Annotated in this window: 27 protein-coding genes; 12 read left to right on the forward strand and 15 right to left on the reverse strand. The window is 43.9% G+C overall.

Annotated elements, in window-relative coordinates; translation table 11 throughout:
* Together ACSLP7_RS05375 and ACSLP7_RS05380 are read right to left on the reverse strand one after the other, a co-directional pair.
* Positions 1-1,728: PHP domain-containing protein (locus tag ACSLP7_RS05375; RefSeq protein ID WP_435578360.1), on the reverse strand; the 1,728-nt coding region annotated here is incomplete at its 3' end.
* Positions 1,729-1,864: 136 nt separating this feature from the next.
* Entirely contained in the window at positions 1,865-2,677 is an 813-nt protein-coding gene (locus ACSLP7_RS05380) for a DUF6252 family protein (RefSeq protein ID WP_435578361.1), read from the reverse strand.
* Positions 2,678-2,805: 128 nt separating this feature from the next.
* Here ACSLP7_RS05380 and ACSLP7_RS05385 point away from each other — a divergent pair, with 128 nt between their 5' ends.
* Genes ACSLP7_RS05385 through ACSLP7_RS05395 form a run of 3 tightly spaced genes read left to right on the forward strand, consistent with a single transcriptional unit; the run spans position 2,806 to position 4,578 of the window.
* On the forward strand, positions 2,806-3,318 hold the full coding sequence (locus ACSLP7_RS05385; RefSeq protein ID WP_435578362.1) for a 30S ribosomal protein S16: 513 nt from the start codon (positions 2,806-2,808) through the stop codon (positions 3,316-3,318).
* Between the two features lie 19 nt (positions 3,319-3,337).
* Positions 3,338-3,868: a ribosome maturation factor RimM gene (rimM, locus tag ACSLP7_RS05390; protein WP_435578363.1), complete on the forward strand. Its 531-nt coding sequence runs from the start codon at positions 3,338-3,340 to the stop codon at positions 3,866-3,868.
* The gene (locus ACSLP7_RS05395) at positions 3,868-4,578 is read left to right on the forward strand and encodes a tRNA1(Val) (adenine(37)-N6)-methyltransferase (RefSeq protein WP_435578364.1); all 711 of its coding nucleotides are present in this window, start codon (positions 3,868-3,870) and stop codon (positions 4,576-4,578) included. The genes rimM and ACSLP7_RS05395 overlap by 1 nt, the downstream gene beginning before the upstream one ends.
* Positions 4,579-4,580: 2 nt before the next feature.
* On the opposite strand, the gene ACSLP7_RS05400 is transcribed toward ACSLP7_RS05395, so the two are convergent.
* Positions 4,581-5,864 carry an amino acid permease gene (locus ACSLP7_RS05400; protein WP_435578365.1) on the reverse strand — a complete coding sequence of 428 codons (1,284 nt, stop codon included), beginning with the start codon at positions 5,862-5,864 and terminating at the stop codon, positions 4,581-4,583.
* A 99-nt stretch (positions 5,865-5,963) separates the two neighbouring features.
* Here ACSLP7_RS05400 and ACSLP7_RS05405 point away from each other — a divergent pair, with 99 nt between their 5' ends.
* From ACSLP7_RS05405 to ACSLP7_RS05415, 3 genes are all read left to right on the forward strand, one after another.
* A complete protein-coding gene (locus ACSLP7_RS05405; RefSeq protein WP_435578366.1) occupies positions 5,964-7,055 on the forward strand; it encodes an aromatic ring-hydroxylating oxygenase subunit alpha in 1,092 nt (363 codons plus the stop codon).
* An 86-nt stretch (positions 7,056-7,141) separates the two neighbouring features.
* Positions 7,142-8,320 carry an acyl-CoA dehydrogenase family protein gene (locus tag ACSLP7_RS05410; RefSeq protein ID WP_272831386.1) on the forward strand — a complete coding sequence of 393 codons (1,179 nt, stop codon included), beginning with the start codon at positions 7,142-7,144 and terminating at the stop codon, positions 8,318-8,320.
* An 85-nt stretch (positions 8,321-8,405) separates the two neighbouring features.
* A complete protein-coding gene (locus ACSLP7_RS05415) occupies positions 8,406-9,302 on the forward strand; it encodes a serine/threonine protein phosphatase (RefSeq protein WP_435578367.1) in 897 nt (298 codons plus the stop codon).
* Here ACSLP7_RS05415 and ACSLP7_RS05420 read toward each other — a convergent pair.
* From ACSLP7_RS05420 to trmB, 7 genes are all read right to left on the reverse strand, one after another.
* Complete coding sequence (locus tag ACSLP7_RS05420; protein WP_435578368.1) at positions 9,299-9,631, reverse strand: ferredoxin; 333 nt, start codon at positions 9,629-9,631, stop codon at positions 9,299-9,301. The genes ACSLP7_RS05415 and ACSLP7_RS05420 overlap by 4 nt on opposite strands.
* A 4-nt stretch (positions 9,632-9,635) precedes the next feature.
* A complete protein-coding gene (locus ACSLP7_RS05425; RefSeq protein ID WP_435578369.1) occupies positions 9,636-10,694 on the reverse strand; it encodes an NAD(P)/FAD-dependent oxidoreductase in 1,059 nt (352 codons plus the stop codon).
* 71 nt (positions 10,695-10,765) lie between these two features.
* On the reverse strand, positions 10,766-11,002 hold the full coding sequence (locus ACSLP7_RS05430) for a NifU family protein (RefSeq protein WP_272831382.1): 237 nt from the start codon (positions 11,000-11,002) through the stop codon (positions 10,766-10,768).
* A gap of 2 nt (positions 11,003-11,004) precedes the next feature.
* The gene (locus tag ACSLP7_RS05435) at positions 11,005-12,144 is read right to left on the reverse strand and encodes a P-loop NTPase (protein ID WP_435578370.1); all 1,140 of its coding nucleotides are present in this window, start codon (positions 12,142-12,144) and stop codon (positions 11,005-11,007) included.
* A 115-nt stretch (positions 12,145-12,259) separates the two neighbouring features.
* The gene (locus tag ACSLP7_RS05440) at positions 12,260-12,595 is read right to left on the reverse strand and encodes an MGMT family protein (RefSeq protein WP_435578371.1); all 336 of its coding nucleotides are present in this window, start codon (positions 12,593-12,595) and stop codon (positions 12,260-12,262) included.
* Positions 12,595-13,224, reverse strand: coding sequence for a lysine transporter LysE (locus ACSLP7_RS05445; protein WP_435578372.1), 630 nt, complete (start codon positions 13,222-13,224; stop codon positions 12,595-12,597). Before ACSLP7_RS05445 ends, ACSLP7_RS05440 begins: the two co-directional genes overlap by 1 nt.
* 31 nt (positions 13,225-13,255) lie before the next feature.
* On the reverse strand, positions 13,256-13,933 hold the full coding sequence (gene trmB, locus ACSLP7_RS05450) for a tRNA (guanosine(46)-N7)-methyltransferase TrmB (RefSeq protein ID WP_435578373.1): 678 nt from the start codon (positions 13,931-13,933) through the stop codon (positions 13,256-13,258).
* Between the two features lie 76 nt (positions 13,934-14,009).
* On the opposite strand from trmB, the gene ACSLP7_RS05455 reads away from it, so the two are divergent.
* Positions 14,010-15,062, forward strand: coding sequence for a glycosyltransferase (locus ACSLP7_RS05455; RefSeq protein ID WP_435578374.1), 1,053 nt, complete (start codon positions 14,010-14,012; stop codon positions 15,060-15,062).
* On the opposite strand, the gene ACSLP7_RS05460 is transcribed toward ACSLP7_RS05455, so the two are convergent.
* Positions 15,045-16,091, reverse strand: coding sequence for a sensor histidine kinase (locus tag ACSLP7_RS05460; protein ID WP_435578375.1), 1,047 nt, complete (start codon positions 16,089-16,091; stop codon positions 15,045-15,047). The genes ACSLP7_RS05455 and ACSLP7_RS05460 overlap by 18 nt on opposite strands.
* Before the next feature lie 9 nt (positions 16,092-16,100).
* Positions 16,101-16,784: a response regulator transcription factor gene (locus tag ACSLP7_RS05465; RefSeq protein ID WP_435578376.1), complete on the reverse strand. Its 684-nt coding sequence runs from the start codon at positions 16,782-16,784 to the stop codon at positions 16,101-16,103.
* Positions 16,785-17,098: 314 nt separating this feature from the next.
* Here ACSLP7_RS05465 and ACSLP7_RS05470 point away from each other — a divergent pair, with 314 nt between their 5' ends.
* From ACSLP7_RS05470 to ACSLP7_RS05485, 4 genes are all read left to right on the forward strand, one after another.
* Positions 17,099-18,055 carry a T9SS type A sorting domain-containing protein gene (locus ACSLP7_RS05470; protein ID WP_435578377.1) on the forward strand — a complete coding sequence of 319 codons (957 nt, stop codon included), beginning with the start codon at positions 17,099-17,101 and terminating at the stop codon, positions 18,053-18,055.
* Between the two features lie 88 nt (positions 18,056-18,143).
* A complete protein-coding gene (locus ACSLP7_RS05475; RefSeq protein WP_435578378.1) occupies positions 18,144-19,118 on the forward strand; it encodes an acyl transferase in 975 nt (324 codons plus the stop codon).
* Positions 19,119-20,162, forward strand: coding sequence for a hypothetical protein (locus ACSLP7_RS05480; RefSeq protein WP_435578379.1), 1,044 nt, complete (start codon positions 19,119-19,121; stop codon positions 20,160-20,162). It abuts the gene before it with no gap.
* 6 nt (positions 20,163-20,168) lie between these two features.
* Positions 20,169-20,681: a DUF350 domain-containing protein gene (locus ACSLP7_RS05485; protein WP_291182827.1), complete on the forward strand. Its 513-nt coding sequence runs from the start codon at positions 20,169-20,171 to the stop codon at positions 20,679-20,681.
* Positions 20,682-20,846: 165 nt separating this feature from the next.
* Here the strand turns inward: ACSLP7_RS05485 and tyrS are convergent, their stop codons facing one another.
* Positions 20,847-22,145, reverse strand: a complete 1,299-nt coding sequence (gene tyrS, locus ACSLP7_RS05490; RefSeq protein WP_435578380.1) for a tyrosine--tRNA ligase — start codon at positions 22,143-22,145, stop codon at positions 20,847-20,849.
* Between the two features lie 99 nt (positions 22,146-22,244).
* Between tyrS and ACSLP7_RS05495 the strand changes: the two genes are divergently transcribed.
* A complete protein-coding gene (locus ACSLP7_RS05495) occupies positions 22,245-23,258 on the forward strand; it encodes an NAD-dependent epimerase/dehydratase family protein (protein ID WP_435578381.1) in 1,014 nt (337 codons plus the stop codon).
* On the opposite strand, the gene ACSLP7_RS05500 is transcribed toward ACSLP7_RS05495, so the two are convergent.
* Together ACSLP7_RS05500 and ACSLP7_RS05505 are read right to left on the reverse strand one after the other, a co-directional pair.
* Positions 23,236-23,790 carry a DUF4296 domain-containing protein gene (locus ACSLP7_RS05500; RefSeq protein WP_435578382.1) on the reverse strand — a complete coding sequence of 185 codons (555 nt, stop codon included), beginning with the start codon at positions 23,788-23,790 and terminating at the stop codon, positions 23,236-23,238. The genes ACSLP7_RS05495 and ACSLP7_RS05500 overlap by 23 nt on opposite strands.
* Positions 23,790-25,130: a dihydroorotase gene (locus ACSLP7_RS05505; RefSeq protein WP_435578383.1), complete on the reverse strand. Its 1,341-nt coding sequence runs from the start codon at positions 25,128-25,130 to the stop codon at positions 23,790-23,792. Before ACSLP7_RS05505 ends, ACSLP7_RS05500 begins: the two co-directional genes overlap by 1 nt.
* Positions 25,131-25,147: the final 17 nt, after the last annotated feature.

The raw sequence follows: 25,147 nt of genomic DNA on the forward strand, positions 1-25,147 counted from the left end.
GTTCTCCCCGCGTTTACCACCATCCGTGTCGTCTTCAGTAACCTGAAACTGCTCCGGGATATCAAATTTGGGTAGCAATACCTCACGAGCCAAGGTATAAGGCTCAATTTGATCAACGATCTTCGCCACATTTTCAATAGCCTCGGGCAGATCAGCAAAGAGGGATTTCATGGCCTCCGCATCCTTAAAAAAGTACTCCTGATTAGGCAAACCATAACGATAACCACGACCACGACCAATTGGCGTGGCTTGCTTTTCTCCGTCCTTTACACAAAGGAGGATATCGTGCGCATTGGCATCTTCCTGATCGATATAATAGGTGTCATTACAAGCAACCAAAGGCAAATCGTGTTTGCGCGCCAAAGCAATCAGATCAGGATTCACGCGATCTTCATCTTCCTGCCCGTGACGAACCACTTCAACATAAAGATCGTTCGGAAATTCTTGCTTCCACCACAACAGGGCCTCTTCTGCTTGCTTTTCACCGACGTTGAGCAATTTGTTTGGAACTTCTCCGTAGAGGTTTCCTGTGAGCACAATCAGATCGTCCTTGTACTGTTGCACCACGGCCTTATCAATCCGCGGAACGTAATAAAAGCCTTCGGTGTAGGCAATACTCGCCATTTTGGCCAGATTGTGGTAACCCGCTTTATTCTTAGCCAAAAAGACCACCTGATATCCGTTGTCTTTTTGAGATTTGTTCAGTCGATCCTCACAAACAAAGAATTCACACCCAATAATAGGCTTGATCTTTTTATCCTGCTGATCTTCCTCTAAGGATTTGTTGAACTTTTCTACCGCACTTACAAAGTGAAAAGCCCCCATCATGTTTCCGCGATCGGTCAAGGCCACTGCATTCATCTCATGCTTGGCCGCAGCATTCACCAGATCTTGAATAGATGCAGTGGATTGGAGTACGGAAAACTGACTGTGGTTGTGCAGATGAGCAAAAGGCACCTCAGCGAGTGCCGAAATGTTCTGATTTTGCTCCTCCGTACTTATGGAGGTCTGCTCCTCTTGCTTTTGCGCTCTTAACTTTGCAGAAGCTTCTTTAAGGTTGACATGCTGCAGGCCAATTACCTGAATAGGAGACTGATTGACCTTTTTGAACTCTTCAATATAATCCGGCTGAGCCTTGAGCTCAGTGGTGCTGTAAATTCCCTGACGTAACAACTCCAAGAAACAACGCGTGGTGGCTTCAACGTCCGCAGTAGCGTTGTGCGCCTCCGCAAATCCATCACCAAAGAGGTGTTCGTGAAGCTCCGTTAATGTAGGCAGCTTAAATTTACCTCCACGACCTCCTGGTATTTTACACAATTCTGCCGTGGTTTCCGTACAGGTGTCCAAGACGGGCAAAGAAAGCAGGGATGTATCTACCGATCTGCGGTAGAATTCTGCCCCCATGATGTTCAAGTCAAAGCCGACGTTCTGCCCAACCACAAATTGAGATCGTGCCAAAACGTCATTGAACTCTTCAAGAACCTGATCTAAAGACACGCCGTCCGCCGTAGCCAATTCCGTGGAGATCCCGTGAATAGATTCCGCTTCAAAAGGAATATTAAAACCCTCTGGATTGATCAGATAATCTTTCTGCTCGATGAGATTACCCATAGCATCGTGCAGCTGCCAAGCGATCTGAATGGCTCTTGGCCAGTTGTCAGAGTCACTTACAGGTGCATCCCAACGCTTGGGAAGACCAGTGGTTTCCGTGTCAAATATTAAATACATAAGGTTGCTTGAACGCTCAAAAAGTGAATTTTAAAAGTACACAATTTCCCTTGAAATAGCTGCCGAACTTATCAACACTAAAGCCAAAATTGTGGACAAAAAAAGACCCGCAAAAAGCGGGCCTCAAATTCGTTTGTCAGGTGTTCTTAGTAGATGACTGCAAAGGCTCATCGGTGATCTCAAAAGCATCCCCAGAGTAAGAGAAAGTTCCTTGAATCTCTCCGGTTCCCACATTGTTTGAAATGATGGTCAATGTTCCGCTAGTACCAGCTGTAGCCACTCCATCAATTCCATAAGTCGCTTCAAATTCTCCAAGGGCCAAATCATAATCTCCTGGAGTTACGGTGTTCGGGAATCGCATATTGATGGTTCTGGTACCATCCACTCCGGTTACCACAATGTTTCCTGTTACGTTGATCCCTTCAATGGTTACTGCTTCAAAGGAAGCACCATCAACGGTAGCCGACATTCCTTGAGAAAAGCTAGGATCATCTACAGTTCCTGTCCCGCCAATAACGGGCACTTTAAAAAACACGCCACGGGCAAAATTCAAAGTGTCTTGAAGCGCAAAGGTATGCGCATTGAAATTGAAAGTACCTGAAATAGTATTGTCTGTCGAACTGCTTTCAGAAATATTAGCTTCACCGTTACCTAAAGAGGTCGCGGTTGAGTATGACTCTCCACTAGCGTCTGTAAACAAAGCAGCGTTCGCGCTTCCAGGACCAAAAGCATAGGTTCCAACAGCAGCAGAAGTCAAGGTTATTGTGAGTTCTTCACCATCAGAAGATCCATTGATCACCACGGTTCCGTCATCAAAACGAGTAGCAACTGCTCCTCCTTTTAAAAAGACGTCATTGGCATTTCCTTGGATGATGGCATTGTTGTCCTGTACGTCTTCACATGAAAAAAGAGCGAAAACCAGCAGGGCGAATAGGGCAATCCTTTGCATAGTAGGCGTTTTTAGCATTTGCACAAATGTAAAAGAAAAAATATAATCTCTTGAGTTTCAACTAAAATTTATCCTATCTTTGCGCCCTTAATTTTAACCGAGGTCGTGAACCTCAAAAATTAATTTTTATGCCTGTTAAAATCAGATTACAGAGACACGGTAAGAAAGGAAAGCCTTTTTACTGGATCGTAGCCGCGGATTCTCGCGCAAAAAGAGACGGACGTTTTTTGGAGAAGTTGGGAACTTACAACCCTAATGTAAACCCTGCAGAGATCAACCTTAATGTTGATGGAGCTGTACAGTGGTTGCAGAACGGTGCTCAACCAACCGATACGGCACGTGCTATTCTTTCTTACAAAGGCGCTATGCTTAAGAATCACCTTATGGGTGGTGTAACTAAAGGCGCTTTGACTGAAGAGCAAGCAGAAGCTAAATTCAACGCTTGGTTGGAAGAAAAAGCAAAAGCTGTAAGCCAGAAGGAAGCTAACATTGCAGACGCTAAGGCAAAAGCCAAAGCAGAAGCACTTGCTGCTGAAAAAGCAGTGAACGAAGCTCGTATTGCTGCCTCTGCAGAAGTAGAAGGTGAAGAAGCTGCCGAAGAGGCTGCTGCAGAAGCCGACGCTGCTAAAGAAGAAGAGTAAACCTTCTTAATTTTACGAGATGCACAAGGAAGACTGCTTCTTTCTCGGTAAAATCGTAAAAAAATACAGTTTTAAGGGCGAGCTCTTAGTCACTTTAGACACCGACGAACCCGAAACGTATACTCAAATGGAATCAGTATTTGTGGAAATTAACCACAATCTGGTTCCATTTTTTATTGAGTCCATCAGTTTGCATAAATCCAGAATGCTGCGCATTCAATTTGAAGACTGTTATAGTGAAGAGGAAGCTGATGCACTCTTAGGATGCGAGCTATACCTTCCATTGGACTTACTTCCACCACTTGAGGGCAATAAATTCTATTTCCACGAGATCATTGGTTTTACTATTAAAGACATGAACCACGGCGAAGTTGGAAAGATCACCGCGGTGAATGACCAAACGGCTCAGGATCTTTTTATTATTGACGCTGATGGCACAGAGGTTTTGATACCAATCAACGACACCTTTATTAAGGAAGTGAACCGTGAGCAGCAATTTATTCTTTTGGAGACTCCTCCTGGGCTCATCGATCTTTATTTAGAAGGCTGATGCAACCCTTCCAATTCAAACATTTTAGCGTAGCTCAAGACCGTGCGGCCATGAAAATTGGAACCGATGGCGTGCTTTTAGGAGCTTGGGCACAGATAGATCCAGAGGTGGATACCATTTTAGACATCGGAGCCGGAACAGGAGTCATCGCCTTGCAAATGGCCCAGCGCTCCGCAGCTATGACCATTGATGCTCTTGAGATTGACGCAGAAGCTTATGAGCAGTGTACAGAGAACTTTGAAGCTTCCCCTTGGGCAGACCGATTGTTTTGCTATCACGCCGGTTTGTTAGAGTTTGCTCAAGAGATCGACGATGAATATGAACTTCTGGTAAGCAATCCACCTTTCTATACCGCAGATTTCAAATCAGGAGATTCCCAGCGTGATCAGGCACGTTTTGAAGATGCTTTGCCTTTTGAGCATTTAGTAGTCTGTGCAGCCAAACTCTTAGCTGAAAATGGAAGCTTGGCAGTGATTGTCCCTTATGATGCTGCAGATGAGTTTATCGAGCTTGCTGAGCAGGTAGGCTTGTTCCCATTTAGACGTTGTGACGTTAAAGGTCGGCCGGAAGTTGCTGCAAAAAGAAGTTTACTTCAATTCTCTAAAAAGGAGCAGAAATTGGAAACTCAAACTCTGATCATTGAAACAGCAAGGCATCAATACACTCCGCAGTACACAGAATTAGTCCAAGATTTCTACCTCAAAATGTAACCCTAGCGTTTGCGTTTTTGCTGATATTTCATCCAGGCAAAGAGCGGCAAACCGGCAAATAGCAAAAACGTTCCGTAAAGGACCGTTTCTGCTCCGGAGCCATAAATAGCCCAAATGGAATAGATTACTCCAAGCGCGGACAAGGCGGTAATCTGAACCTTCCGATTGCTGAATACCCCTTTTTCACGAGTGATCAATACATAGGCGGCCGCTACAAACAGATAAGGCACTAGACAGCACAGTGTGGTCAACAAGGCGATGAATTCAAACTGGTCCACTAAGGAGTCTGTGAAATTCATCAGCATAATTCCAGAGCTCAAAATTCCTCCTAAGAGCAGTCCCAAGAAAGGAGCATCTTGTTTGTTTTTGAGCGCAAAACTCGCGGGAAACACTTGATCTCTAGCCATAGCCATGGGCAATTGACCTACTACCAATGTCCAACCATTCAAGGCTCCAATGGCCGCCACTAAGGCTCCAGCAGCAATGAAGTAAGACCCATTGGTTCCTGCAATGACGGCTCCAGCTTCAGCGAAAGGCGCAGGAGAACTGGCCAATTGCTCCACAGGCAACAGACCAAATAAAACTACCGTACTAAGTACGTAGACCAAAGTTGCTATGACAGTTCCCAGCATGGTTGCTCTAGAGATGGTCTTCTGCGGCTGCTTGATATTCTCCGCAGGTATCGTTGCGGTCTCTATGCCTAAAAAGGCGAAAAGTGTTAAGGTAGCCACAGCAGAAAAGGCATCAAAATCACTTGCTGCAGAGCTGTTAAAAGCAGGAAAATTGTCGGCATCAAAAAAGAAAATACCAACCAGAATTATAGAGACCAAAGGCAAGAGTTTAAATGCTGTAGTGATGACTGCAAACTTACCCGAGAGCTTGATCCCTCTTATATTGACCCAAGTAAAAAACCAGATAAAAGCCAATCCAATCGTCACAGAAACCATCGCATTGTCTTCTAAAGAAGGAAAGAATACTGACAGCGCTCCAATAATCGCAACGGCGATTCCAGCATTGACCACCCAAACAGATATCCAATACCCCCAAGCGACCAAAAAGCCAATAAAATCTCCGAATCCGGCCCGCGCAAAAACATAAGGTCCACCACTCTTGTTGTGAACTATTTTACTCAGGTTGGCAAAGATCTTGGCTAAAACTAAAGCTCCAGCTGCTGTAAAGATCCAACCCAACAAACTAATGCTGCCGTATTTGGCAAGGGTAGCCGGCAGGACAAATATGCCAGATCCGATCATATTACCCACCACTAAAGCAGTAGTTGTTATCAATCCAATTTTTTGGGAAGATGAGGCCATAGAGAATATGCGCTAAGGGCAGTTGCTTTTAAATCCTTACATTAGAGCGTATAAAGGTCAAGATACACAATTGTGGCATTTAATTTTCACGTAGATCCGGATATAAGAAAAGCAGAAACGCTGCCCGCATCCTTTTATAAGGATCCGGCGGTTTTTGAGGCTTTAAAAGAACAGGTCTTTTATAAAGGCTGGCAATGGTTAGGGGACACTTCCTTGGTTGCCTTGCCACAGTCGGTTTATCCTTTTGTGCTATTGGATGGCTTCTTGACCGAACCCATGGTGCTGACCAAAGACGGCAATGAAGAACTTCATTTGCTGAGCAATGTATGCACGCATCGGGGCAACCTGGTAGCATTGCATCCTGGTAAAGCCAAAAAGCTAAGCTGTTTTTATCACGGACGCCGATTTGATCTGGGCGGGAATTTTGAGCATATGCCAGAATTTGAGCAGACGGAAGACTTCCCCAGACCCTGTGACAATCTGCATCGTTTTCCACTCAAGCAATGGGGACCCTTTTTATTTGGAGGATTGGATCCTAGCTTTGACATTCAAGATGTTATCGATGTCATGAATGAACGGGTTGGATTTTTGCCGCTGAACGAATTCAAGTTTGACCCCACCCTATCCAAAGACTTTTTAGTACACGCACACTGGGCCTTGTACTGTGACAATTACCTAGAAGGATTTCATATTCCCTTTGTACATCAGGGACTCAATGAAGTGTTGGACTACGGAACTTATAAAACCATTTGTTACGAACATTGCAACTTACAGATCGGCTATACGGATGAAGCTACAGAGGTCTTTGATCTGCCTGAAGGACACATAGATCACGGTAAAAAGGTGGCAGCCTACTATTACTGGGTATTTCCTAATATGATGTTCAACTTTTATCCTTGGGGCTGTTCGGTAAATGTGGTAAAACCTATTAGTGACAACAGAACCAAGGTCTCCTTTATCAGCTATGTTTGGGATCCATCAAAACTCAATAAAGGTGCTGGAGCCGAATTGGAAAAAGTAGAACGCGAAGACGAATTTGTGGTTGAAAACGTCCACAACGGCCTGAGATCTAAATTCTACAAAGCCGGTCGTTTCTCTCCAACAAGAGAACAAGGAGTTCATCATTTTCACCGTTTGTTGGCTGATTTTCTCTCTCGGAAATAACTCAATTTTAGCCTCTTAATTTTTATCGAAATCCTTTTCGCTTCTGCGGGGCAATAATTAACTTTGGCACAACCAAATTCAAAGCAATGAAGCCCGATCTTTTTGAAGCTCCGGATTATTATCAAATCGACGATTTATTAACGGAAGAGCACAAGCTTGTACGTGACGCGGCCCGCGAGTGGGTTAAGCGCGATGTTTCACCAATTATTGAGGATTACGCTCAGCGCGCTGAGTTCCCAAACCAGATCATTGGCGGTTTGGCAGAAATTGGAGCCTTTGGCCCTTATATTCCTGAAGAATACGGCGGAGCCGGCTTGGATCAGATCTCTTACGGTTTGATCATGCAGGAGATCGAACGCGGTGATAGTGGAGTACGCTCTACGGCATCTGTTCAATCATCACTGGTGATGTATCCGATCTTCAAATACGGAACAGAGGAGCAACGCAAAAAGTATTTGCCAAAATTGGCCTCGGGAGAATTCATGGGCTGTTTTGGATTGACTGAGCCAGATCACGGTTCCAACCCAGGCGGCATGACCACCAACTATAAAGACATGGGAGACCACTACCTGCTCAACGGAGCTAAAATGTGGATCTCTAATGCTCCTTTTGCAGATGTAGCTGTAGTTTGGGCTAAGAATGAAGAAGGCCGCATCCACGGATTGATCGTAGAGCGTGGTATGGAAGGGTTCAGTACTCCAGAAACGCACAACAAATGGTCTCTAAGAGCCAGTGCTACCGGAGAATTGATCTTTGACAACGTAAAAGTGCCTAAAGAAAACCTGTTGCCAAACAAAACAGGACTTGGAGCACCACTTGGATGTTTGGACTCTGCGCGTTACGGAATCGCTTGGGGCGCTATTGGAGCTGCAATGGATTGTTATGACACGGCGCTTCGTTATTCCAAAGAGCGCATTCAATTCGGGAAGCCAATTGCCGCTTTCCAATTGCAACAAAAGAAACTAGCAGAAATGATCACTGAGATCACCAAAGCACAACTTTTAACGTGGCGTCTAGGTGTTTTGAGAAATGAAGGAAGAGCTACTTCTGCCCAGATCTCTATGGCGAAAAGAAACAATGTGGACATGGCCATCAATATTGCACGAGAAGCACGTCAAATGCTCGGTGGAATGGGTATCACTGGAGAGTACAGCATCATGCGTCACTCCATGAACTTGGAGAGTGTGATCACTTATGAAGGAACACACGACATCCACCTATTGATCACTGGTTTAGACATTACCGGAGAGAACGCTTTCAAATAAAAAAGAAGCGACTTTAATATATCGAGACCGAGGAGTTTTTAATTCCTCGGTTTTTTTGTGGATATTTATTCGAGAGAAAAAAACTATGTCTACCAAAACCCGATTTGATCGCGCCTACAAGAATGCTCTAGTCATTCCTTTTGACGATACTTCCAAATTCATTCTATTTAGCGATTGCCACCGTGGAGACAATAGTTTTGCAGACGATTTTGCACGTAACAGGCATATGTATTTCCATGCCATGAAACACTACTACAAAAGTGGATTCAGCTATTGTGAATTAGGTGATGGCGATGAGCTTTGGGAGAACCGACAGTTTGAGGACATCTATCCTGCCCACACCAACGTCTATAAACTGCTCAAAGAAATGCACAAGGAGTGTCGTTTCCACCCGATTTATGGGAACCACGACATGGTCTACAAGAACAAGAGTTATGTAGAAAAGCACCTCTCCCACTATTTTGATCCTAAAACCGGAGAGGAAGTGCCTTTGTTCCCTGGGATCACTTATCACGAAGCCATCATTCTAAAACATGAGACTACAGGGCAGGAGATCTTTATGGCCCATGGACATCAAGCCGATTGGTGGAATTATCTGTTTTGGAAATGGGGTCGCTTCTTGGTTCGTGTGCTTTGGAAGCCTTTGCAAGTGGTTGGTATTTATGACCCAACGAGTCCAGCAAAAAATTACAAGGAGCTGATCAAAGTAGAAAAGCGCACCAAAAAATGGATTCGTGAAAAGGACAATTTAATGACCATTTGCGGACACACCCACAGACCCAGATTTCCAGAACCTGGCGAGACGCCCTACTTCAATGACGGCAGCTGCGTGCACCCACGCAGTATTACAGGAATTGAGATTGAAAACGGGAGCATATCGCTCATCAAATGGCAACTTGCCACAGATGAAACCGGCGTATTAAAAATTGAAAGGGTATTGCTAGAAGGTCCGCAAAAACTTACAGATTATATGAAAGCCTAAGGCTCTTCAGGAGCTAAAGTCACCGCCAAACCGTCCATATCAGGATGAATATGCAGCTGACAGCCCAAACGGCTGTTGTCTTGCACAAAATAGGCTTGACCCAGCATGGCGTCTTCATCGTCACCCATTTCTGAAAGCTCGTGATCACTCTCAATATAACACTGACAAGAGGCACACATGGCCATTCCTCCACAAATACCAATAGTTCCTTCTGGAGCGAGCTCATAAGATCTGACCACTTCCATAAGGTTCATGTTCATATCCGTTGGAGCCTGCACTTCATGCGTGGTTCCATCACGATCGGTAATATGAAGAGTAATATCACTCATGATGTTATTCAATCGCTTTTACGACTGCCTTTGGCGCTTCTTTTTTGGTACCATCAAAACCTTCAACTCCTCCTACCGTCGTGTATTTCATCACATAACGCTTATCTGGGAAGATGCGTTTGTAAGCGCTTTGACACATCAAGGTGGCTTCATGGAAACCACAAAGGATCAATTTGAGTTTTCCGGGATAGGTGTTGACATCACCAATAGCATAGATGCCTGGAATATTGGTTTGATAGTCTAAAGAGTTATCTACTTTGATGGCATTCTTTTCAATCTCCAAGCCCCAATTGGCAATTGGCCCTAATTTAGGAGACAACCCAAATAGCGGGATGAAATTGTCAATGTCAATCTTGGTTTCTTCTTTTGTACTGGAATTGGTCACGGTCACCGCTTCTAGCGTCTCCGTACCGTGTAAGGCAGTTACCTCTGCAGGAGTGATGAGCTTGATCTTCCCTTGGTTCTTCAATTCCTGTACTTTCTCTACAGAATCCAAAGCGCCTCGGAATTCATTACGGCGGTGAACCAAGGTCACCTCAGAAGCTACATCTGTTAGAAAAATACTCCAATCCAAAGCAGAGTCTCCTCCACCAGCGATCAATACTTTTTTATCTCGATACACCTCAGGATCGCGAATGATATAGGCAATGCCGTTATCCTCAAAGGTCTCTAAACCTTCCAAGATAGGTTTACGAGGCTCAAAACTTCCCAAACCACCAGCAATTGCAACAATGGGCGCATGGTGTTTGGTGCCCTTGTTTGTCGTTACAATGAAGCTTCCATCTTCTTGCTTTTCAATGGTATCGGCGCGCTCACCTAATGTAAATCCAGGCTGAAACGGCTCGATCTGCTTCATCAAATTATCTACTAAGTCTCCAGCGAGTACTTCCGGAAAAGCAGGAATGTCGTAGATGGGTTTTTTGGGATAGATCTCTGCACATTGTCCGCCAGGTTGTGGCAGTGCATCTATCAAGTGACACTTTAGCTTGAGCAAACCCGCCTCAAAAACTGCGAACAATCCGGTGGGGCCGGCTCCTATGATCAGTATATCGGTTTTTATCATAAATCGAATGTGCTACTTCTGGCGGTCAAATTTAAAGGGCAAAAGACACTCAGGCCATGACCCTTATCATTTTAATCGATGTTTACCACTTTTTGTATTTGCGGCACGTACTTTTTGATGGTCATTTCTACGCCGCTTTTCAAGGTCATTTGGTTCACACTACAGGCCACACAGTTTCCGTGAAGCTTCACAGTAACGATATCGTCTGCAATTTCGATCAAGGAGATATCTCCTCCATCACTTACCAGAAAAGGACGGATCTCATCCAAAGCCTTTTCTACATTCTGTTTTACCTCTGCTTGTGTCATTTTTATTTGTTTACAGCTGAACATCCAGCCATAGTCGTAATCTTAATCGCCTCAGTTGGCGGTAAACTTTCATTGCGCTTTACAGTCTGCTCTACCACATTTCGGGTAAGCGCCTCAAAAGCCTGCTCTGTTGCTGTTTCTGCCTGTAGGGCCGCAGGGCGTCCAACATCTCCAGCTTCTCTGATGCCTTGTACCAAAGGAATTTCTCCCAATAGAGGTACATCCAAGTCCTCTGCTAAATGCTTAGCTCCAGAATCTCCAAAGATATAGTATTTGTTATCAGGTAGTTCTGCCGGAGTGAAATAGGCCATATTTTCAACGATTCCCAATACGGGAACGTCGATATTTTCCTGTTGGAACATAGCCACCCCTTTGCGAGCATCTGCTAGAGCGACATTTTGTGGCGTACTTACTACCACAGCACCAGTGATAGGCAAACTCTGCATAATACTCAAGTGAATGTCTCCCGTTCCCGGAGGAAGATCAATCAGCATAAAATCCAGATCACCCCAAGCTGCATCAAAGATCAATTGATTGAGTGCTTTGGCGGCCATAGGACCTCTCCAGATCACCGCTTGATTAGGCTGCGTAAAGAACCCAATAGAAAGGATCTTCACGCCATAACTCTCTACGGGGCGCATTTTACTCTTACCATCTACATTGACAGAAAGCGGACGCTCTTCAGCCACATCAAACATAATGGGAATAGAAGGTCCGTAGATATCTGCATCTAAAATACCCACCTTAAAGCCCATTTTTTGCAGGCTTACAGCGATATTAGCTGTTACAGTAGATTTTCCAACTCCACCTTTTCCGGAAGCCACCGCAACGATGTTCTGAATTCCCGGAATTGGTTTTCCTTTGATCAAATTGGGCTTTTGGGTTTGCACCGGAGCCTCAACCTTAATATTCACTTGCACCTTGGCGTCTGCACTGACCTTTTCCTGAATGGTTTTGATCACGTCTGCCTCAGCGCGCTTCTTTATATGCATGGCAGGTGTGGTGAGCAGTAAATCAACAACGACCTCATCTGCAAAGACAATCACGTTTTTGACTGCTCCGCTCTCTACCATATTTTGACCGGCACCCGCAACAGAAATTGTTGCTAAGGCATCCAGTACGTCTTGTTTTTTTATCTTCATGAAACAGTTCCGTTTTTAGAAACTTTCTGTAATACAAAGATACCACTAAAGGCCCATAAAATAAAAGGCCGTCATCAAAATGATTGATGTGAAAATCAGGGCTTTGAATAGTGCCCTAAAAGGGAGGAGGTAACTCTTGCTGCGGATCCCAAAAGTGCTTCTCGAGTTCTTGAATCTGATTGTCAATGATCACAACGCCTTCATTCTCCAAAAGTTGTTGCATCAAATTGGTTCCTTGAAAATGATGTTTCCCGGTGAGTAAGCCTTTCCGATTCACCACGCGATGCGCCGGAACATCTTTCCCATGAGAAGCATTCATGGCCCATCCCACCATACGCGCACTGCGCGGAGCTGCGAGGTACTTAGCAATAGCACCATAACTGGTCACACGACCGTCTGGAATTTGACGCACCACATCGTAGACTCGATCAAAAAAAGAAGCTTCACTCATTAGAGATTGTTTAGGATTTTAATCAAGGTCAATATGGAGACAATCCCAGTAATACCTCCAATAACGTAGTTCATATTTACTTTAGATGCCCCTTGCTTTTTCTTGAGGTGTTTAAAGAATTGTATGTAAATACCCAGCATGGCTAAAGTCCCTAAAACCGATCCGATCACACAAAGCAAAATTGCATTCGGGCTGAACTCAAACCATCCGAAGGCATTAAAAGTAATGCTGATATAGACCCAATACGGCAGCGGCAACAGATTCAAAGCCGCCAAAAGCATCCCCAAAAAGAAGCGATTCTTGCCAGTTTTAGTGACCTCGTCCGCCGGTTTTCTTCTGGAATCTTTAGCAATAAAAAAGAAATAGATCGTCAAGCAAATAAAGATGCCTAAACCAATTTGGCGCAAGAGCTGAATGATCTCGGGATGCATCTCCAAATAGCGTGCAAATAAGAGTGCTATATAAGTCTGGATCAAAACGGTAATTCCAACACCAACTGCAAAGGTGGCTGCACTTTTGCGCCCTTCATGCATGCTGATCTTAGCCGCAGAAATGTTCAATAAACCAGGAGGAATCACGCCAATAAAGGCCGCGACAAAACCAAAGATCAAATGTGGAAATAGCCCCATACAGCTTCTTTACATCAGGGAAGATAAAAAATTATTCCCCCAAATGACATTTGAGGTAAGTAATCTTTTTGCCCTGCTCCAAATACTGCTTCTCGTAATAGGTTTGAATGGCGGTGACTTCCTTAGGAGTGTATTCATTGCCGTAAACATCGTGATGGGCATAAACGATATCTGCCCCTATTCCTTGGAGTAAACCTAGGGTATAGCCATGCATGAATTCCGAATCGGTTTTTAGGTGCAAGAATCCAGGATTTCCAAGAATCTTACGGTATTTATCCAAGAATTCTGGATTAGTCATGCGGTGTTTGGTGCGCTTGTATTTGAGCTGTGGATCTGGAAAAGTGATCCAGATCTCGGAGACCTCATCGGTATCAAATAGGTAATTGATCAATTCGATCTGAGTCCGCAAAAAACGAACATTGGGCAAACCTTCTTCTAAGGCTGTTTTAGCACCTCTCCAAAAACGAGCACCTTTAATATCGATCCCAATAAAGTTCTTGTCTGGATTGGCTTGTGCTAGACCCACACTGTATTCGCCCTTACCACAACCCAGCTCCAGCACCAAAGGCTTGTCGTTTTTAAAGACCTTTGAATTCCAATTTCCCTTGAGTTTTAAGCTGTCGTTGATGACCTCTTCTCGGGTGGGTTGGATCACGTTTTCAAAGGTTTCGTTCTCCCGGAATCGTTTCAGTTTATTCTTGCTGCCCAATGAATTTTAATTTTTGGTAAAATTAAGGAAATAAAATCCGCCTCCATATTGCTATTTTTGCACATTATTACCCCCAATGAAACCAAACAAAACCATACTAGTTGCACCCCTGAACTGGGGATTAGGTCACGCCACGCGCTGCATACCTATCATTAAAGCACTTTTAGAAAGCAATTACAATGTTTTGATCGCGAGTGACGGAGTTGCGCTGTCCTTGCTTAAAGAGGAGTTTCCAGACCTTCCTTTTAAAGAACTCCCCGGATACAACATTAGCTACTCCAAAAAGAAGCACCTTTTTAAAGCGCAAATGCTTTTGCAAAGTCCACGTATGCTCAAAGCAGCAAAACAAGAACGCAAGCTTGTAGATCAATGGGTTTCTGAAGGCTTGGTGGATGGGATCATCTCAGACAATCGTTTAGGAGTGCGAAGTAAAAAGGTGTATTCGGTTTTTATCACGCATCAATTGGAAGTGTTAAGCGGTACCACTACCGGGATCAGCTCTAAGCTTCACAAGCAGATCATCAAACGATTTGATGCCTGTTGGGTACCAGATCACAAAGCCAAACCCAATCTTTCAGGAAGATTAGGACATCCGGCGAAGCCACCCAAAAACACGACCTATATTGGGGCCCTGAGTCGCTTTGAAAAAAAGGAGGTTCCCGTCATCTATGATTACCTCATTTTACTGTCAGGACCAGAACCTCAACGCACTCTCTTAGAAGAAATACTGCTTGAATCCTTTGCAGATACTGACAAGAGAGTTTTGTGTGTTTTAGGAAAAACAGATCAACCGCAAACTCGCTACAAACAGGGAAATATAGAAGTAGTGAGCTTTATGACCTCCAACGAACTAGAAGCGACCATAAACAGCAGCGAGCTAGTAATTTCAAGATCAGGCTATACCACGATCATGGATCTTGCAGCCTTGGAAAAGAAAGCATTATTCATTCCAACACCAGGCCAATACGAACAGGAATATTTGGCGAAAAAATTATCTGCCCAAGGCTTGGTGCCATATGTCACGCAGCATCGTTTTAATTTGCAGGCTTTGGGAAAAGTACCTTTGTACTCAGGATTGCGTTTAGGACATGAGACCGTGGACCTCAAGGAGCTATTCGCTCATTTCTAGGGTAAAGGAGAATTCAGAACCCACACCCAACTCACTTTCTACGTAGATCTTTTCTCCATGGGCTTCTAAAATGTGTTTTACAATAGCCAAACCGAGTCCGGAGCCACCTTCTTTTCGAGAACCACTTTTGTCCACCCTAAAGAAGCGTTCAAAGAGTCTGGTGAGATTTTCTTGTTCGATCCCTTCACCGTTGTCCGTCACTCGAATAATCACCTTATTCTGGATGAGATCCTCCACACTTACCTCTGTGGTACCGTCTTGCTGACCGTATTTAATGGAGTTTACAATCAGATTTGTTATTACCTGTTGGATGCGCTCTCGATCTGCATAGACCATGATCGGTTTAGCATATTGAGTGTCAAAAGTTAGGGTGATTCCTTTTTTCTGAGCGCGCATCTCAAAGAGATCAAATACGTTCTGCAAGAGCTCTATGATGTCAAAATTCTCTTTGTGCAAGTTTAAATCTCCCACCTCTAATTTTGAGATCATATCCAAGTCTTGTACAATTACAATGAGTCGTTCTACCCCTTTGCTGGCGCGTTCCAAATACTTTTTGCGAACGCTTTTGTCCTTCAAAGCACCATCCAACAAGGTCAGGATATAACTTTGAACTGTAAACAGCGGTGTTTTGAGTTCGTGAGAAACATTACCCATGAATTCCTTTCTGTAATTCTCTCGGATCTGCATGGCTTCGATCTCTAAACGCTTCTCGCGTGTAAAGCGTTCCACGCTTTTGGAAAAGGTGGCGAGATCTGTTGTAATGCTGTCGTTTTCTAAGGTGGTCTCTTCTAGCGAATTTACCTCGTCATAGATGTTTTTGATCTGACGCAGGATGAACTTTCTCGTCCGCAGTTCTACTACAATGATCCCAACAAGCCATACCGAAACAAAGGCAATAAGCACATACCAGAGGTTGAGCTGATCCGTAAACTTTAAGAAAAGAAAAAAGCCGGAGCTTACTGCGATAGATAAGTAAAGCGCAGAAACTACGGCAAATGAATATTTTGAATCAGACTTGGACACAGCCAAAGATAGGATTTAGACAATAAACTTATAGCCTACACCCTTGACTGTTTTAAAGCTGTTATCTCCTATTTTTTCACGGAGCTTTCTTATGTGCACATCAATGGTTCTACCACCAACAATCACTTCATTACCCCAAACCTTCTCTAAGATCTCTTCACGTTTAAAGACTTTTCCCGGTTTAGAAGCCAATAGCGCCAAGAGTTCAAACTCTTTGCGCGGCAAGAACAGCTCTTTGCCTTTTTTAATGATCTTGTATTCTTCACGGTTGATCACCAAATCACCTAGACTCACAGCAGCACTAGATTCGTCAGCATCCTTAAAACGACGCAACAAAGCTTTTACTTTACTAACCAATACTTTTGGTTTGATGGGTTTGGTGATATAGTCGTCAGCACCAGCCTCAAAACCGGCAACTTGAGAATAGTCTTCTCCACGAGCGGTCAAAAAGGTAATGATAGTGTCTGAAAGGGCCGGAATAGCGCGCAATTTCTCACAAGCTTCCATGCCGTCCATTTCTGGCATCATTACATCGAGGATGATCAAATGCGGATTGATCTTTTTGGCCACTTCAATGGCCTCTAGTCCGTTTTCTGCGGTGGTCAATTGATATCCTTCATTGGAAAGGTTATACCCAACGATTTCTAAGATGTCTGGCTCGTCGTCAACCAGGAGGATCTTCATATCCTTTTTTTTCATCGATTTCAAATTTTTCAGCCAAAGGACACAATGGTCTTGACGCTCATTCAGTAGCCAGAAACAATTTAAACATATCTGGTTGACCCAAAGATAATGTTATTTAAATGCGCTTCTCTAGCTTGATTACAAGATATAAACTTTATGTAAAGCAATCAAAACATTCGGTTAACATAGCATCTTCGGCCTAATTGACTCTGTGAGAAGCATTAAAGCCCGTGTTATTATATGGTTAAGAGGTGATATTTAGAGATTATTTAAGAAGCCGTTTTTGCAAACTTTGTATCTTTGTCACAATCAATTTTAACTAAATTCTAATGAAGAAAATTACACTTATTGCAACCCTTATGCTAGCTGGAATGATGCAGGCGCAGACGGTAGTAATTTCAAGTACAAGTTTTGAAGAGGAAGTGATTGAAGCCGGAGTTAACGACGGTCAGTACAACGACACTGGTGACGCTAATACCGCTCACGACCTTATCAACAACGCTGGAGAAACTCCAGTAGACCAATTTGGCGGAACAGAGATGGAAGTTAATGCTCGTTACGAGCCGTATGATGAGCCAGGTTCTGGTTTAACAGATGGTGATTTTGTCGGAGTAACTAACTTTACTGGAACTGTCGGAGCCTATACTGATGGAGTTCAGGGGTATCAATTCCAAGATTCTGACGGAAACATGATCGTTGAGTTTGAAGAGATTGACCTAACTGATTTTGAAAACGTAACAGTAAGTCTAGACTACTGGATTCAGGAAACTGGTTATGAGTATTCTGATGGTGCTAATAGCAGTGGTAATGATGTGATCCGCATCTTTGTAAGAGACATCACAGGATCTTCTGAGATCGATATCCTTAATACTTTTGGAAGTGACATCAACGACCTTGGTATTGAAGGTTCTTGGATCAACGGATCTGCAAGTGTACCTGCAGGATCTACTATCCAATTGGTTATTGAATTCCGTTCTAACTCTGGTTCTGAGGCTATGTTCATTGACAATGTCCTTGTAGAAGGAGAAGAAGTATTGGGTGTTGACACTCAAGACAACAACGGATTTAGCATGTATCCAAACCCTGCAAACGGAGACGTACTTAACATTGTTTCTGCTACAAACCAAACCAAAGACGTTGTTGTATACGACGTACTTGGACAGCGCGTATTGCAGTCTCAAGTGACCAACTCACGTTTGAACATCGGAGCGCTTAGCTCAGGAATCTACTTGGTTCAAGTAACTGAGAATGGATTCACTTCTACTAAGAAATTAGTGGTTCGTTAATTCGAGCTTTTTTCATTAAATATGAATGGCGCTTCTCCTTGGGGAAGCGCTTTTTTTTTGCCTAATTTTACCGAGCAAATCCGCCGGTATGAATCCCAAAGAACTGTTGTTAAATACCACAGCCTCCAACTTTTTGGAATCGGCCTTACAGGTCTTTGCATACCAATATGAGCATTGTACTCCCTACCGAGAATTTTGCAATCACTTAAAGCGAGATCCTTCCAATGTTCAAAAATTGGAGGACCTGCCATTTTTACCCGTTTCCCTTTTTAAAGATCATAAACTGATCGCCTCAGAAAAATCTCCCGAACTCATCTTTAGGAGCAGCGGAACCACAGGAAGTGTTCCCAGCACACATTATGTGGCAGATCCCAGTCTTTATGAACTGAGCTTCAATGAAGGTTTTGAACGCTCCTACGGTCCTTTAGAGGATTATGTCATTCTGGGATTATTGCCGAGTTATTTGGAGCGCAAAGACGCCTCACTAGTCTATATGGTTGATCATTGGATCAAAAAAAGCGGAAATGCTGAAAGCGGTTTCTATCTCGATGATCTTGAGAAGTTGCGTTCAACCATTGAAGGTCTTGAATCCAAAGCGCAAAAATATGTGCTCATTGGAGTTTCTTTTGCCCTATTAGACTTGGCAAGCCTTGGGCCGCTCTCAATTCAACACGGCATAGTCATTGAAACTGGAGGTATGAAAGGACGCCGTAAGGAACTCATCCGCAGTGAACTTCACACAGAACTAAAAGCCTCTTTTGGCGCTAAGGCCATCCATTCAGAATACGGCATGACCGAACTCCTTTCTCAAGCCTATGCAGGAGAGACTGGCAGATTTTCTACCCCGCCTTGGATGAAGGTACTGACGCGGCAACCGAACGATCCTTTTGAATACACTCAAGGAGCCACTGGTGGCATCTCTATCATTGATCTGGCCAACTATTATTCCTGCAGCTTTTTGGCCACACAGGATTTGGGTAAAATTCAAACTGATGGCAGTTTCGAAATTTTAGGTAGATTTGATCAAAGCGATCTACGCGGATGCAATCTAATGGTTCTTTAAATGAGTAAAACAAGCGACAATCTAGCTAGAGGCTGTTTGTGGCTCGTACTTTTACTACTAATTACAGTGGCCGTCTTTGGCTTTCTGTACGCCTTTGGTGTGCGCCCTGGCATAATTTACTTTATTGCCGTTGTGGCTTGTAGTTGGTTGGTTAAGCAAATGCTTAAACCCAAAGAAGAACTAGGTCTTAATTCACGGATCCGCTACAGACTCATTTTCATCTTGGTGGTGGTGTTTTGTTTTGCGGGTTTTCTCAACAAGGTTGCAGAACACACCCAAACCTATAGCTTTGATTACTCAGAGGAAAACGTAGTTTCGGCAGACACCCTTTACGTCAATGAGCAAGCGGTGCCTATTTGGAGCTCTTACAGAAGTTGGAAGGACAATGCCGGGAACGCTTATGAAGGCCCATTGCGTGTTACCCAAGAAGATTACGCCCGCCTCAAAGACATCTCTGCTCAGTACCAACATCGCGGGGATCCGGAGCTCTTTTGGGGAGAACTCTATGCTTTTTTAGAAAGTCGCAATGAAGACAGTTTGGAGCTACTCTTTGAAACCTTTGCGCTTTTACAACAGGAGCACCAGCTCAATCAAATGGAATTTGCGCAGATGGTTACCACTTGCATCCAGGACATCCCGTATGCTCTGGTCTTTTCTGGAGCTTGCCTCCCGGCAGATCAGTACAGTGATGAGACTATATCTGAAGTACTTGAAAACTGCCCGGAATGTTGTATTGGCAATAAACAATATGGCATTCAGGCTCCGGTGGAATTTATCGCAACACTAAAAGGGGATTGTGACACACGTACCGTTTTGATCTACAGTGTACTCAAACACTTTGACTATGACGTGGCGATCTTGAACAGTAATTTTTACCGTCACTCTGTGCTTGGATTAAACATCCCCGCCAGTGGTCAATACAAGGTCTGGCGTGGCAAACGCTATTATGTGTGGGAGACCACCTCAAAATATTTCCGAATTGGTCAAATGGGCGCAAGCATGAATGACCTTTCGCATTGGAACATCGTATTAAGAAGTAAATAATTGGTTATGGACAACTTGTTTTATCTATCCGTTTTAGAGATCGTTATTGGTCTAATCCTCTCTGTAGGTATCTTTTTTATGAGCTTTAAACTGCTCAAACTGTTTTTCTTTCGCAATGAAGCCTTGGAAGCTTCCAATCAGGCCTTTGCTATTTTCTGTGCGGGGATCTTTATTTCCATCGGATTAATTCTGAGCGAGTTGGTTCCTTCCATTACCAATGTAATACGAACGGCAGTTGTCCAAGACCCAGGCCTGAGCACCGGACAGGTTTTGACCTATGCAGGATTGAGTTTGACGGTAGGTTTTATCATTGCAGTCTTGATCAACGGGGCTGTGTTCCTCTTGTTTTCTGCCTTGACTAAAGGCATCAATGAGTTCGAATCCATTAAAAACAACAACGCCTCCGTAGCAACCATGGTGGCGAGTTTACTGGTATCCATTACCCTTATTGTGAAAAATTCCATTGCTGTTTTGATCAGTACAATGGTCCCTTTTCCAGAGGTTTCAAATTTTTTGTAAGGAATTAAATTATATCCGACTGAATACCCAAGAATGAGAAAGTAACTTTTTAATCGCGCTGCTAAAACGCGTTTCATATGAGAAAGAAAAGTTAATCTTCATAATTTGGTTAGTTAATTAGTTGGTTAGAAAAAAGCCCGCTTCGTTAGGAGCGGGCTTTTCTTATTAGTCGTTGATCTTATAGACCAGATAGTTTTTCTTTCCGCGTTGCAGCAGTATAAACTTGTTGTTTATTAAATCCGATGCGTTTAAGGTCTTGGATTCATTCACCTTTTCCTTGTTCAAAGAAATAGAGTTTTCCTTAAGGGCACGTCGGGCCTCACCGTTGGATTTTAGAAAGCCTGAGTGCTCTACCAAAGCTGCGATCATATCCACCCCTTCTTCTAAACTGGCACGAGAAAGTTCAGCTTGAGGCACTCCAGAGAACACATCCAAAAAGGTTTGTTCATCCAAAGCACGAAGACTATCTGCCGTAGATTTTCCAAAAAGTATGTTTGATGCTGCAACGGCTTGCTCTAAGGCTTCTTTGCCGTGAACGGTAGTGGTCACCTCTTCTGCCAAACGCTTTTGTAACAAACGCATATGCGGCTGCTCTTTATGCTCAGCAATTAAAGATTCCACCGTCTGCTGATCCAAGAAAGTAAAGATCTTGATGTATTTTTCTGCGTCCTCGTCTGCGGAGTTGATCCAGTACTGATAGAATTTATATGGTGAAGTTCTCTTTGGATCCAACCAAACGTTTCCGCCTTCACTCTTCCCAAATTTGCTTCCATCACTTTTTGTGATCAACGGACAGGTCAAGGCAAAGCCTTTTCCACCACCGATTCTACGGATCAATTCCGTTCCCGTGGTGATATTTCCCCACTGATCACTACCGCCCATTTGCAAGGTGCAATCTTCGTTCTGATAGAGGTGTAAAAAGTCATAACCTTGAACAAGCTGATACGTGAACTCGGTAAAGGACATTCCTTGGGCGCCTTCTCCCGTGAGACGATTCTTCACAGAATCTTTGGCCATCATATAGTTTACAGTGATGTGCTTTCCAACATCGCGGATGAAATCCAAAAAGGAGAATTCTTTCATCCAGTCGTAGTTGTTTACCATCACCGCCTGATTCTCAGCTCCGGAATCAAAGTCCAAAAAGTGCGACAATTGAGCGCGTACACATTCTTGATTGTGACGTAGCGTAGCCTCATCAAGCAAGTTACGCTCACTGGACTTTCCAGATGGATCACCAATCATTCCTGTCGCACCTCCAACTAAAGCTACCGGTTTGTGTCCTGCACGTTGAAAGTGTGCCAAGAGCATAATGGGCACCAAGTTTCCAATATGCAGCGAATCTGCGGTAGGATCAAAGCCTACGTAGGCCGCTCTCATAGCCTCATTAAGGTGTTCTTCTGTATCGGGCATCACATCGTGGATCATCCCTCTCCATTGCAGTTCTTCTACAAAATTGCTCGGCATCGCGTTAAATTTTGGGCAAAGATAGCCGTCCACTTTTCAATATGAAAGTCACAACCGCATTTTTAGCGGTATTCGGCCATATTACAGTAAATTCGCAATATGATTCTAGTGACAGGAGCTACAGGTTTGGTTGGGAGTCACTTGCTGTGTCAATTGTTGAAGCAGCAAGAAGCAGTACGCGCCATTTATCGTGATCAGGCAGGCCAAAATCGTGTTTTGGATTTACTCAGCAAAAACGAAGCTGCCAAAGCCCAACAGCACAAACTGGAATGGGTTCAAGCAGACCTGCTCGATCTGACCTCCTTAGAAAAAGCCTGTAAAGACATTTCACAGATCTATCATTGTGCGGCCTTTATCAGTTTTGATCCGCGGCAACGCAAAAAACTCCGAAAGATCAATATTGAAGGTACCGCCAATTTGGTCAATGTCGCATTAGGCGCAGGAGTAAAGAAACTGTGTCATATAAGTTCGGTAGCGACCTTGGGCACTCCCTTAGGAGATCAACCTACTACTGAGAAAACCGAATGGAATCCGCAGCAACCCGGAAGCGTTTACGCCATTTCTAAATACGGAGCCGAAATGGAAGTTTGGCGAGGCGGGCAAGAAGGACTGCAAGTAAGTATGCTGCTCCCAGCTGTTATTTTAGGAGAAGGCCATTGGGACTCCGCCAGCGGAAGCATAATCAAGCGAGCAGCAAAGGGCGTTCCGTTTTACACGCCGGGAGGTTCTGGTTTTGTCGATGTTAAAGACGTGGTACGGGCCAGCATTTTAGTGGCCAATGACCCAAAAGCCAATGGGCAGAAGTACCTGCTTGCAACTAAAAACCTCGAGTATAAAGAGCTTTTTGGTTTACTTGGAAGTCGACTTGGCAAAAAACCGCCAAAACGTCTAGTCCCAAAATTTGTGATGTACGTCCTTGCGTTCCTAGACGCAATCAAAAGCCGTCTGCTTGGAACAGAACAAAAGCTGTCTTATTCACTAATACCTTCCCTGTACTCAGTTTCCAATTATTCCAGTGAAAAGATAAAAGCAGAATTGGATTTCAATTTTACACCTATTGAAGAAAGTCTAGATCGAATTTGTGCGGCGTTTACCGCTGAGAATCGTCCTTAGATCGCGGTGTGATCTCTCCTTGTAGTGTACGTTTTGGAGCCTCAGGTTTTGTTATAGAATCTGCAGGATGTTCTGGCTCGTCCAATTCTACGTCCAAACTGTCCTTCCCGCCTAAACCTAAACTATCTCTGCGGCGCTTATTGACCTCGCGCATGGAATCGCGTTCGCGTTTCTTGCGTTCCTCTTCCAGGGTAACTATGGAATCTACTACAGCAAAGCGTTCATTGATGTTCAGTTGAACCTGCTCAAACATCTTTTTGTAATTATCCAGATCTGCACTGTAATAGGCATTGCTTTGCTCGTATTGCAAACTGTCAATCCCGTACTTTTTGTAGACGTATTCTGTTAGCGCGACCTGTTCTCTTAGTAAGACGGTTCGGTTGAAATTCTTAGAAGCATTGGCCAAATAAGCATCGGTATAGACCTCGATCATGGTCGCCCGATCAATGAGGTTGTCCGGAGCCTCTGGATATCGGATATCCTGACACTGCCATAAAAGTAAAGCCATTGCTATGTATCCGATCTGCTTCATTAACGATTAAAGGTCAAACGCTCTGCTTTGGGTTTCTCCAAAAGATTAAAATTCTCATAGGCCAAAGTACCATTGACAAAGGTGTGCGTCACGCGAGACTTAAAGCTGGTTCCTTCAAAAGGAGACCATCCGCATTTGTACATGATATTGTCCTTGTTCACCGTCCATGGAGCACTAGGATCGATCAAAACCAAATCCGCTTTATAACCCTCGCGGATGTAACCACGATCTGCGATTTCAAAAAGGATAGCAGGGTTGTGACACATTTTCTCCACCAACTTCTCTACTGAGATCACTCCTTGATGCACATATTCCATAAGTGCTACAACAGCGTGCTGCACAAGAGGTCCACCAGATGGTGCAGAAGTGTAGGGGTTGGCCTTTTCTTCTACCGTATGCGGTGCGTGGTCTGTAGCGATCACGTCAATCTTATCGTTGAGTAAAGCTTTCCAAAGTCCTTCTTTGTCCTTAGCAGTCTTTACCGCAGGGTTCCATTTGATCTTAGAACCTTTGGTCTTATAATCTGCGTCTGTAAAGTGCAGGTGGTGCACACAAACCTCAGCAGTAATTTGTTTATCCTTTAAGGCCTTTTTATTGCTAAAGAGTTTGGTCTCTTTGGCTGTGGAAAGATGGAATACATGCAAACGCGCTCCGGTCTTCTTAGCCAAAGCAACTGCCTGACTTGAAGAAATATAACAAGCCTCTTCACTTCGGATTACAGGGTGTAATTCCATTGGAATATCGTCTCCGTAGATCTCCTTGTGCTTGGCCAAGTTCTCACGAATGGTTTGCTCGTCCTCACAGTGTACAGAAATTCTAAGGCTGGTACTAGAGAAAATCGCCTCTAACACCTCTGGATCATCTACCAACATATTTCCAGTAGAAGAACCTAAAAAGAGTTTTATCCCCGCCACTTTTTGTGGATCCACTTGCTTCAATTCTTCCAAATTGTCATTGGTACCGCCAAACATAAAAGAGTAGTTGGCCCAAGACACCTCAGACGCTCGGCTGAATTTCTCTTCCAACAACTTAATGGTAGTTGCTTGTGGGATGGTATTGGGTTGTTCTATAAAAGTGGTGATTCCCCCCGCAACAGCGGCTTTAGATTCACTTTCAATATCAGCTTTATGGGTAAGTCCAGGCTCTCTAAAATGCACCTGATCATCAATCATACCCGGGATCAGGTAGGAACCGTCTGCATCAATCACTTTAGTATCCGCAGATTTTACACTTATGCTATCGGCAACCTCAGCAATTCGCTCACCGCTTATGAGTACATCTCCTTTGCTCACCTGCCCTTCATTGACAATTTGGGCGTTCTTTATCAGTATATCTCTCATTGTTTGGTATTACAGAG

Source organism: Gilvibacter sp. (genome assembly GCF_965601605.1).
GTDB lineage: Bacteria > Bacteroidota > Bacteroidia > Flavobacteriales > Flavobacteriaceae > Gilvibacter.

Excerpts from the sequence above, each read along its gene's own strand:
- ACSLP7_RS05380 (WP_435578361.1), bottom strand. The coding sequence starts at position 2,677 with ATGCAAAGGATTGCCCTATTCGCCCTGCTGGTTTTCGCTCTTTTTTCA.
- ACSLP7_RS05385 (WP_435578362.1), top strand. The coding sequence starts at position 2,806 with ATGCCTGTTAAAATCAGATTACAGAGACACGGTAAGAAAGGAAAGCCT.
- rimM (WP_435578363.1), top strand. The coding sequence starts at position 3,338 with ATGCACAAGGAAGACTGCTTCTTTCTCGGTAAAATCGTAAAAAAATAC.
- ACSLP7_RS05395 (WP_435578364.1), top strand. The coding sequence starts at position 3,868 with ATGCAACCCTTCCAATTCAAACATTTTAGCGTAGCTCAAGACCGTGCG.
- ACSLP7_RS05410 (WP_272831386.1), top strand. The coding sequence starts at position 7,142 with ATGAAGCCCGATCTTTTTGAAGCTCCGGATTATTATCAAATCGACGAT.
- ACSLP7_RS05415 (WP_435578367.1), top strand. The coding sequence starts at position 8,406 with ATGTCTACCAAAACCCGATTTGATCGCGCCTACAAGAATGCTCTAGTC.
- ACSLP7_RS05420 (WP_435578368.1), bottom strand. The coding sequence starts at position 9,631 with ATGAGTGATATTACTCTTCATATTACCGATCGTGATGGAACCACGCAT.
- ACSLP7_RS05425 (WP_435578369.1), bottom strand. The coding sequence starts at position 10,694 with ATGATAAAAACCGATATACTGATCATAGGAGCCGGCCCCACCGGATTG.
- ACSLP7_RS05430 (WP_272831382.1), bottom strand. The coding sequence starts at position 11,002 with ATGACACAAGCAGAGGTAAAACAGAATGTAGAAAAGGCTTTGGATGAG.
- ACSLP7_RS05435 (WP_435578370.1), bottom strand. The coding sequence starts at position 12,144 with ATGAAGATAAAAAAACAAGACGTACTGGATGCCTTAGCAACAATTTCT.
- ACSLP7_RS05440 (WP_435578371.1), bottom strand. The coding sequence starts at position 12,595 with ATGAGTGAAGCTTCTTTTTTTGATCGAGTCTACGATGTGGTGCGTCAA.
- ACSLP7_RS05445 (WP_435578372.1), bottom strand. The coding sequence starts at position 13,224 with ATGGGGCTATTTCCACATTTGATCTTTGGTTTTGTCGCGGCCTTTATT.
- ACSLP7_RS05455 (WP_435578374.1), top strand. The coding sequence starts at position 14,010 with ATGAAACCAAACAAAACCATACTAGTTGCACCCCTGAACTGGGGATTA.
- ACSLP7_RS05465 (WP_435578376.1), bottom strand. The coding sequence starts at position 16,784 with ATGAAAAAAAAGGATATGAAGATCCTCCTGGTTGACGACGAGCCAGAC.
- ACSLP7_RS05470 (WP_435578377.1), top strand. The coding sequence starts at position 17,099 with ATGAAGAAAATTACACTTATTGCAACCCTTATGCTAGCTGGAATGATG.
- ACSLP7_RS05475 (WP_435578378.1), top strand. The coding sequence starts at position 18,144 with ATGAATCCCAAAGAACTGTTGTTAAATACCACAGCCTCCAACTTTTTG.
- ACSLP7_RS05480 (WP_435578379.1), top strand. The coding sequence starts at position 19,119 with ATGAGTAAAACAAGCGACAATCTAGCTAGAGGCTGTTTGTGGCTCGTA.
- ACSLP7_RS05485 (WP_291182827.1), top strand. The coding sequence starts at position 20,169 with ATGGACAACTTGTTTTATCTATCCGTTTTAGAGATCGTTATTGGTCTA.
- tyrS (WP_435578380.1), bottom strand. The coding sequence starts at position 22,145 with ATGCCGAGCAATTTTGTAGAAGAACTGCAATGGAGAGGGATGATCCAC.
- ACSLP7_RS05495 (WP_435578381.1), top strand. The coding sequence starts at position 22,245 with ATGATTCTAGTGACAGGAGCTACAGGTTTGGTTGGGAGTCACTTGCTG.
- ACSLP7_RS05500 (WP_435578382.1), bottom strand. The coding sequence starts at position 23,790 with ATGAAGCAGATCGGATACATAGCAATGGCTTTACTTTTATGGCAGTGT.
- ACSLP7_RS05505 (WP_435578383.1), bottom strand. The coding sequence starts at position 25,130 with ATGAGAGATATACTGATAAAGAACGCCCAAATTGTCAATGAAGGGCAG.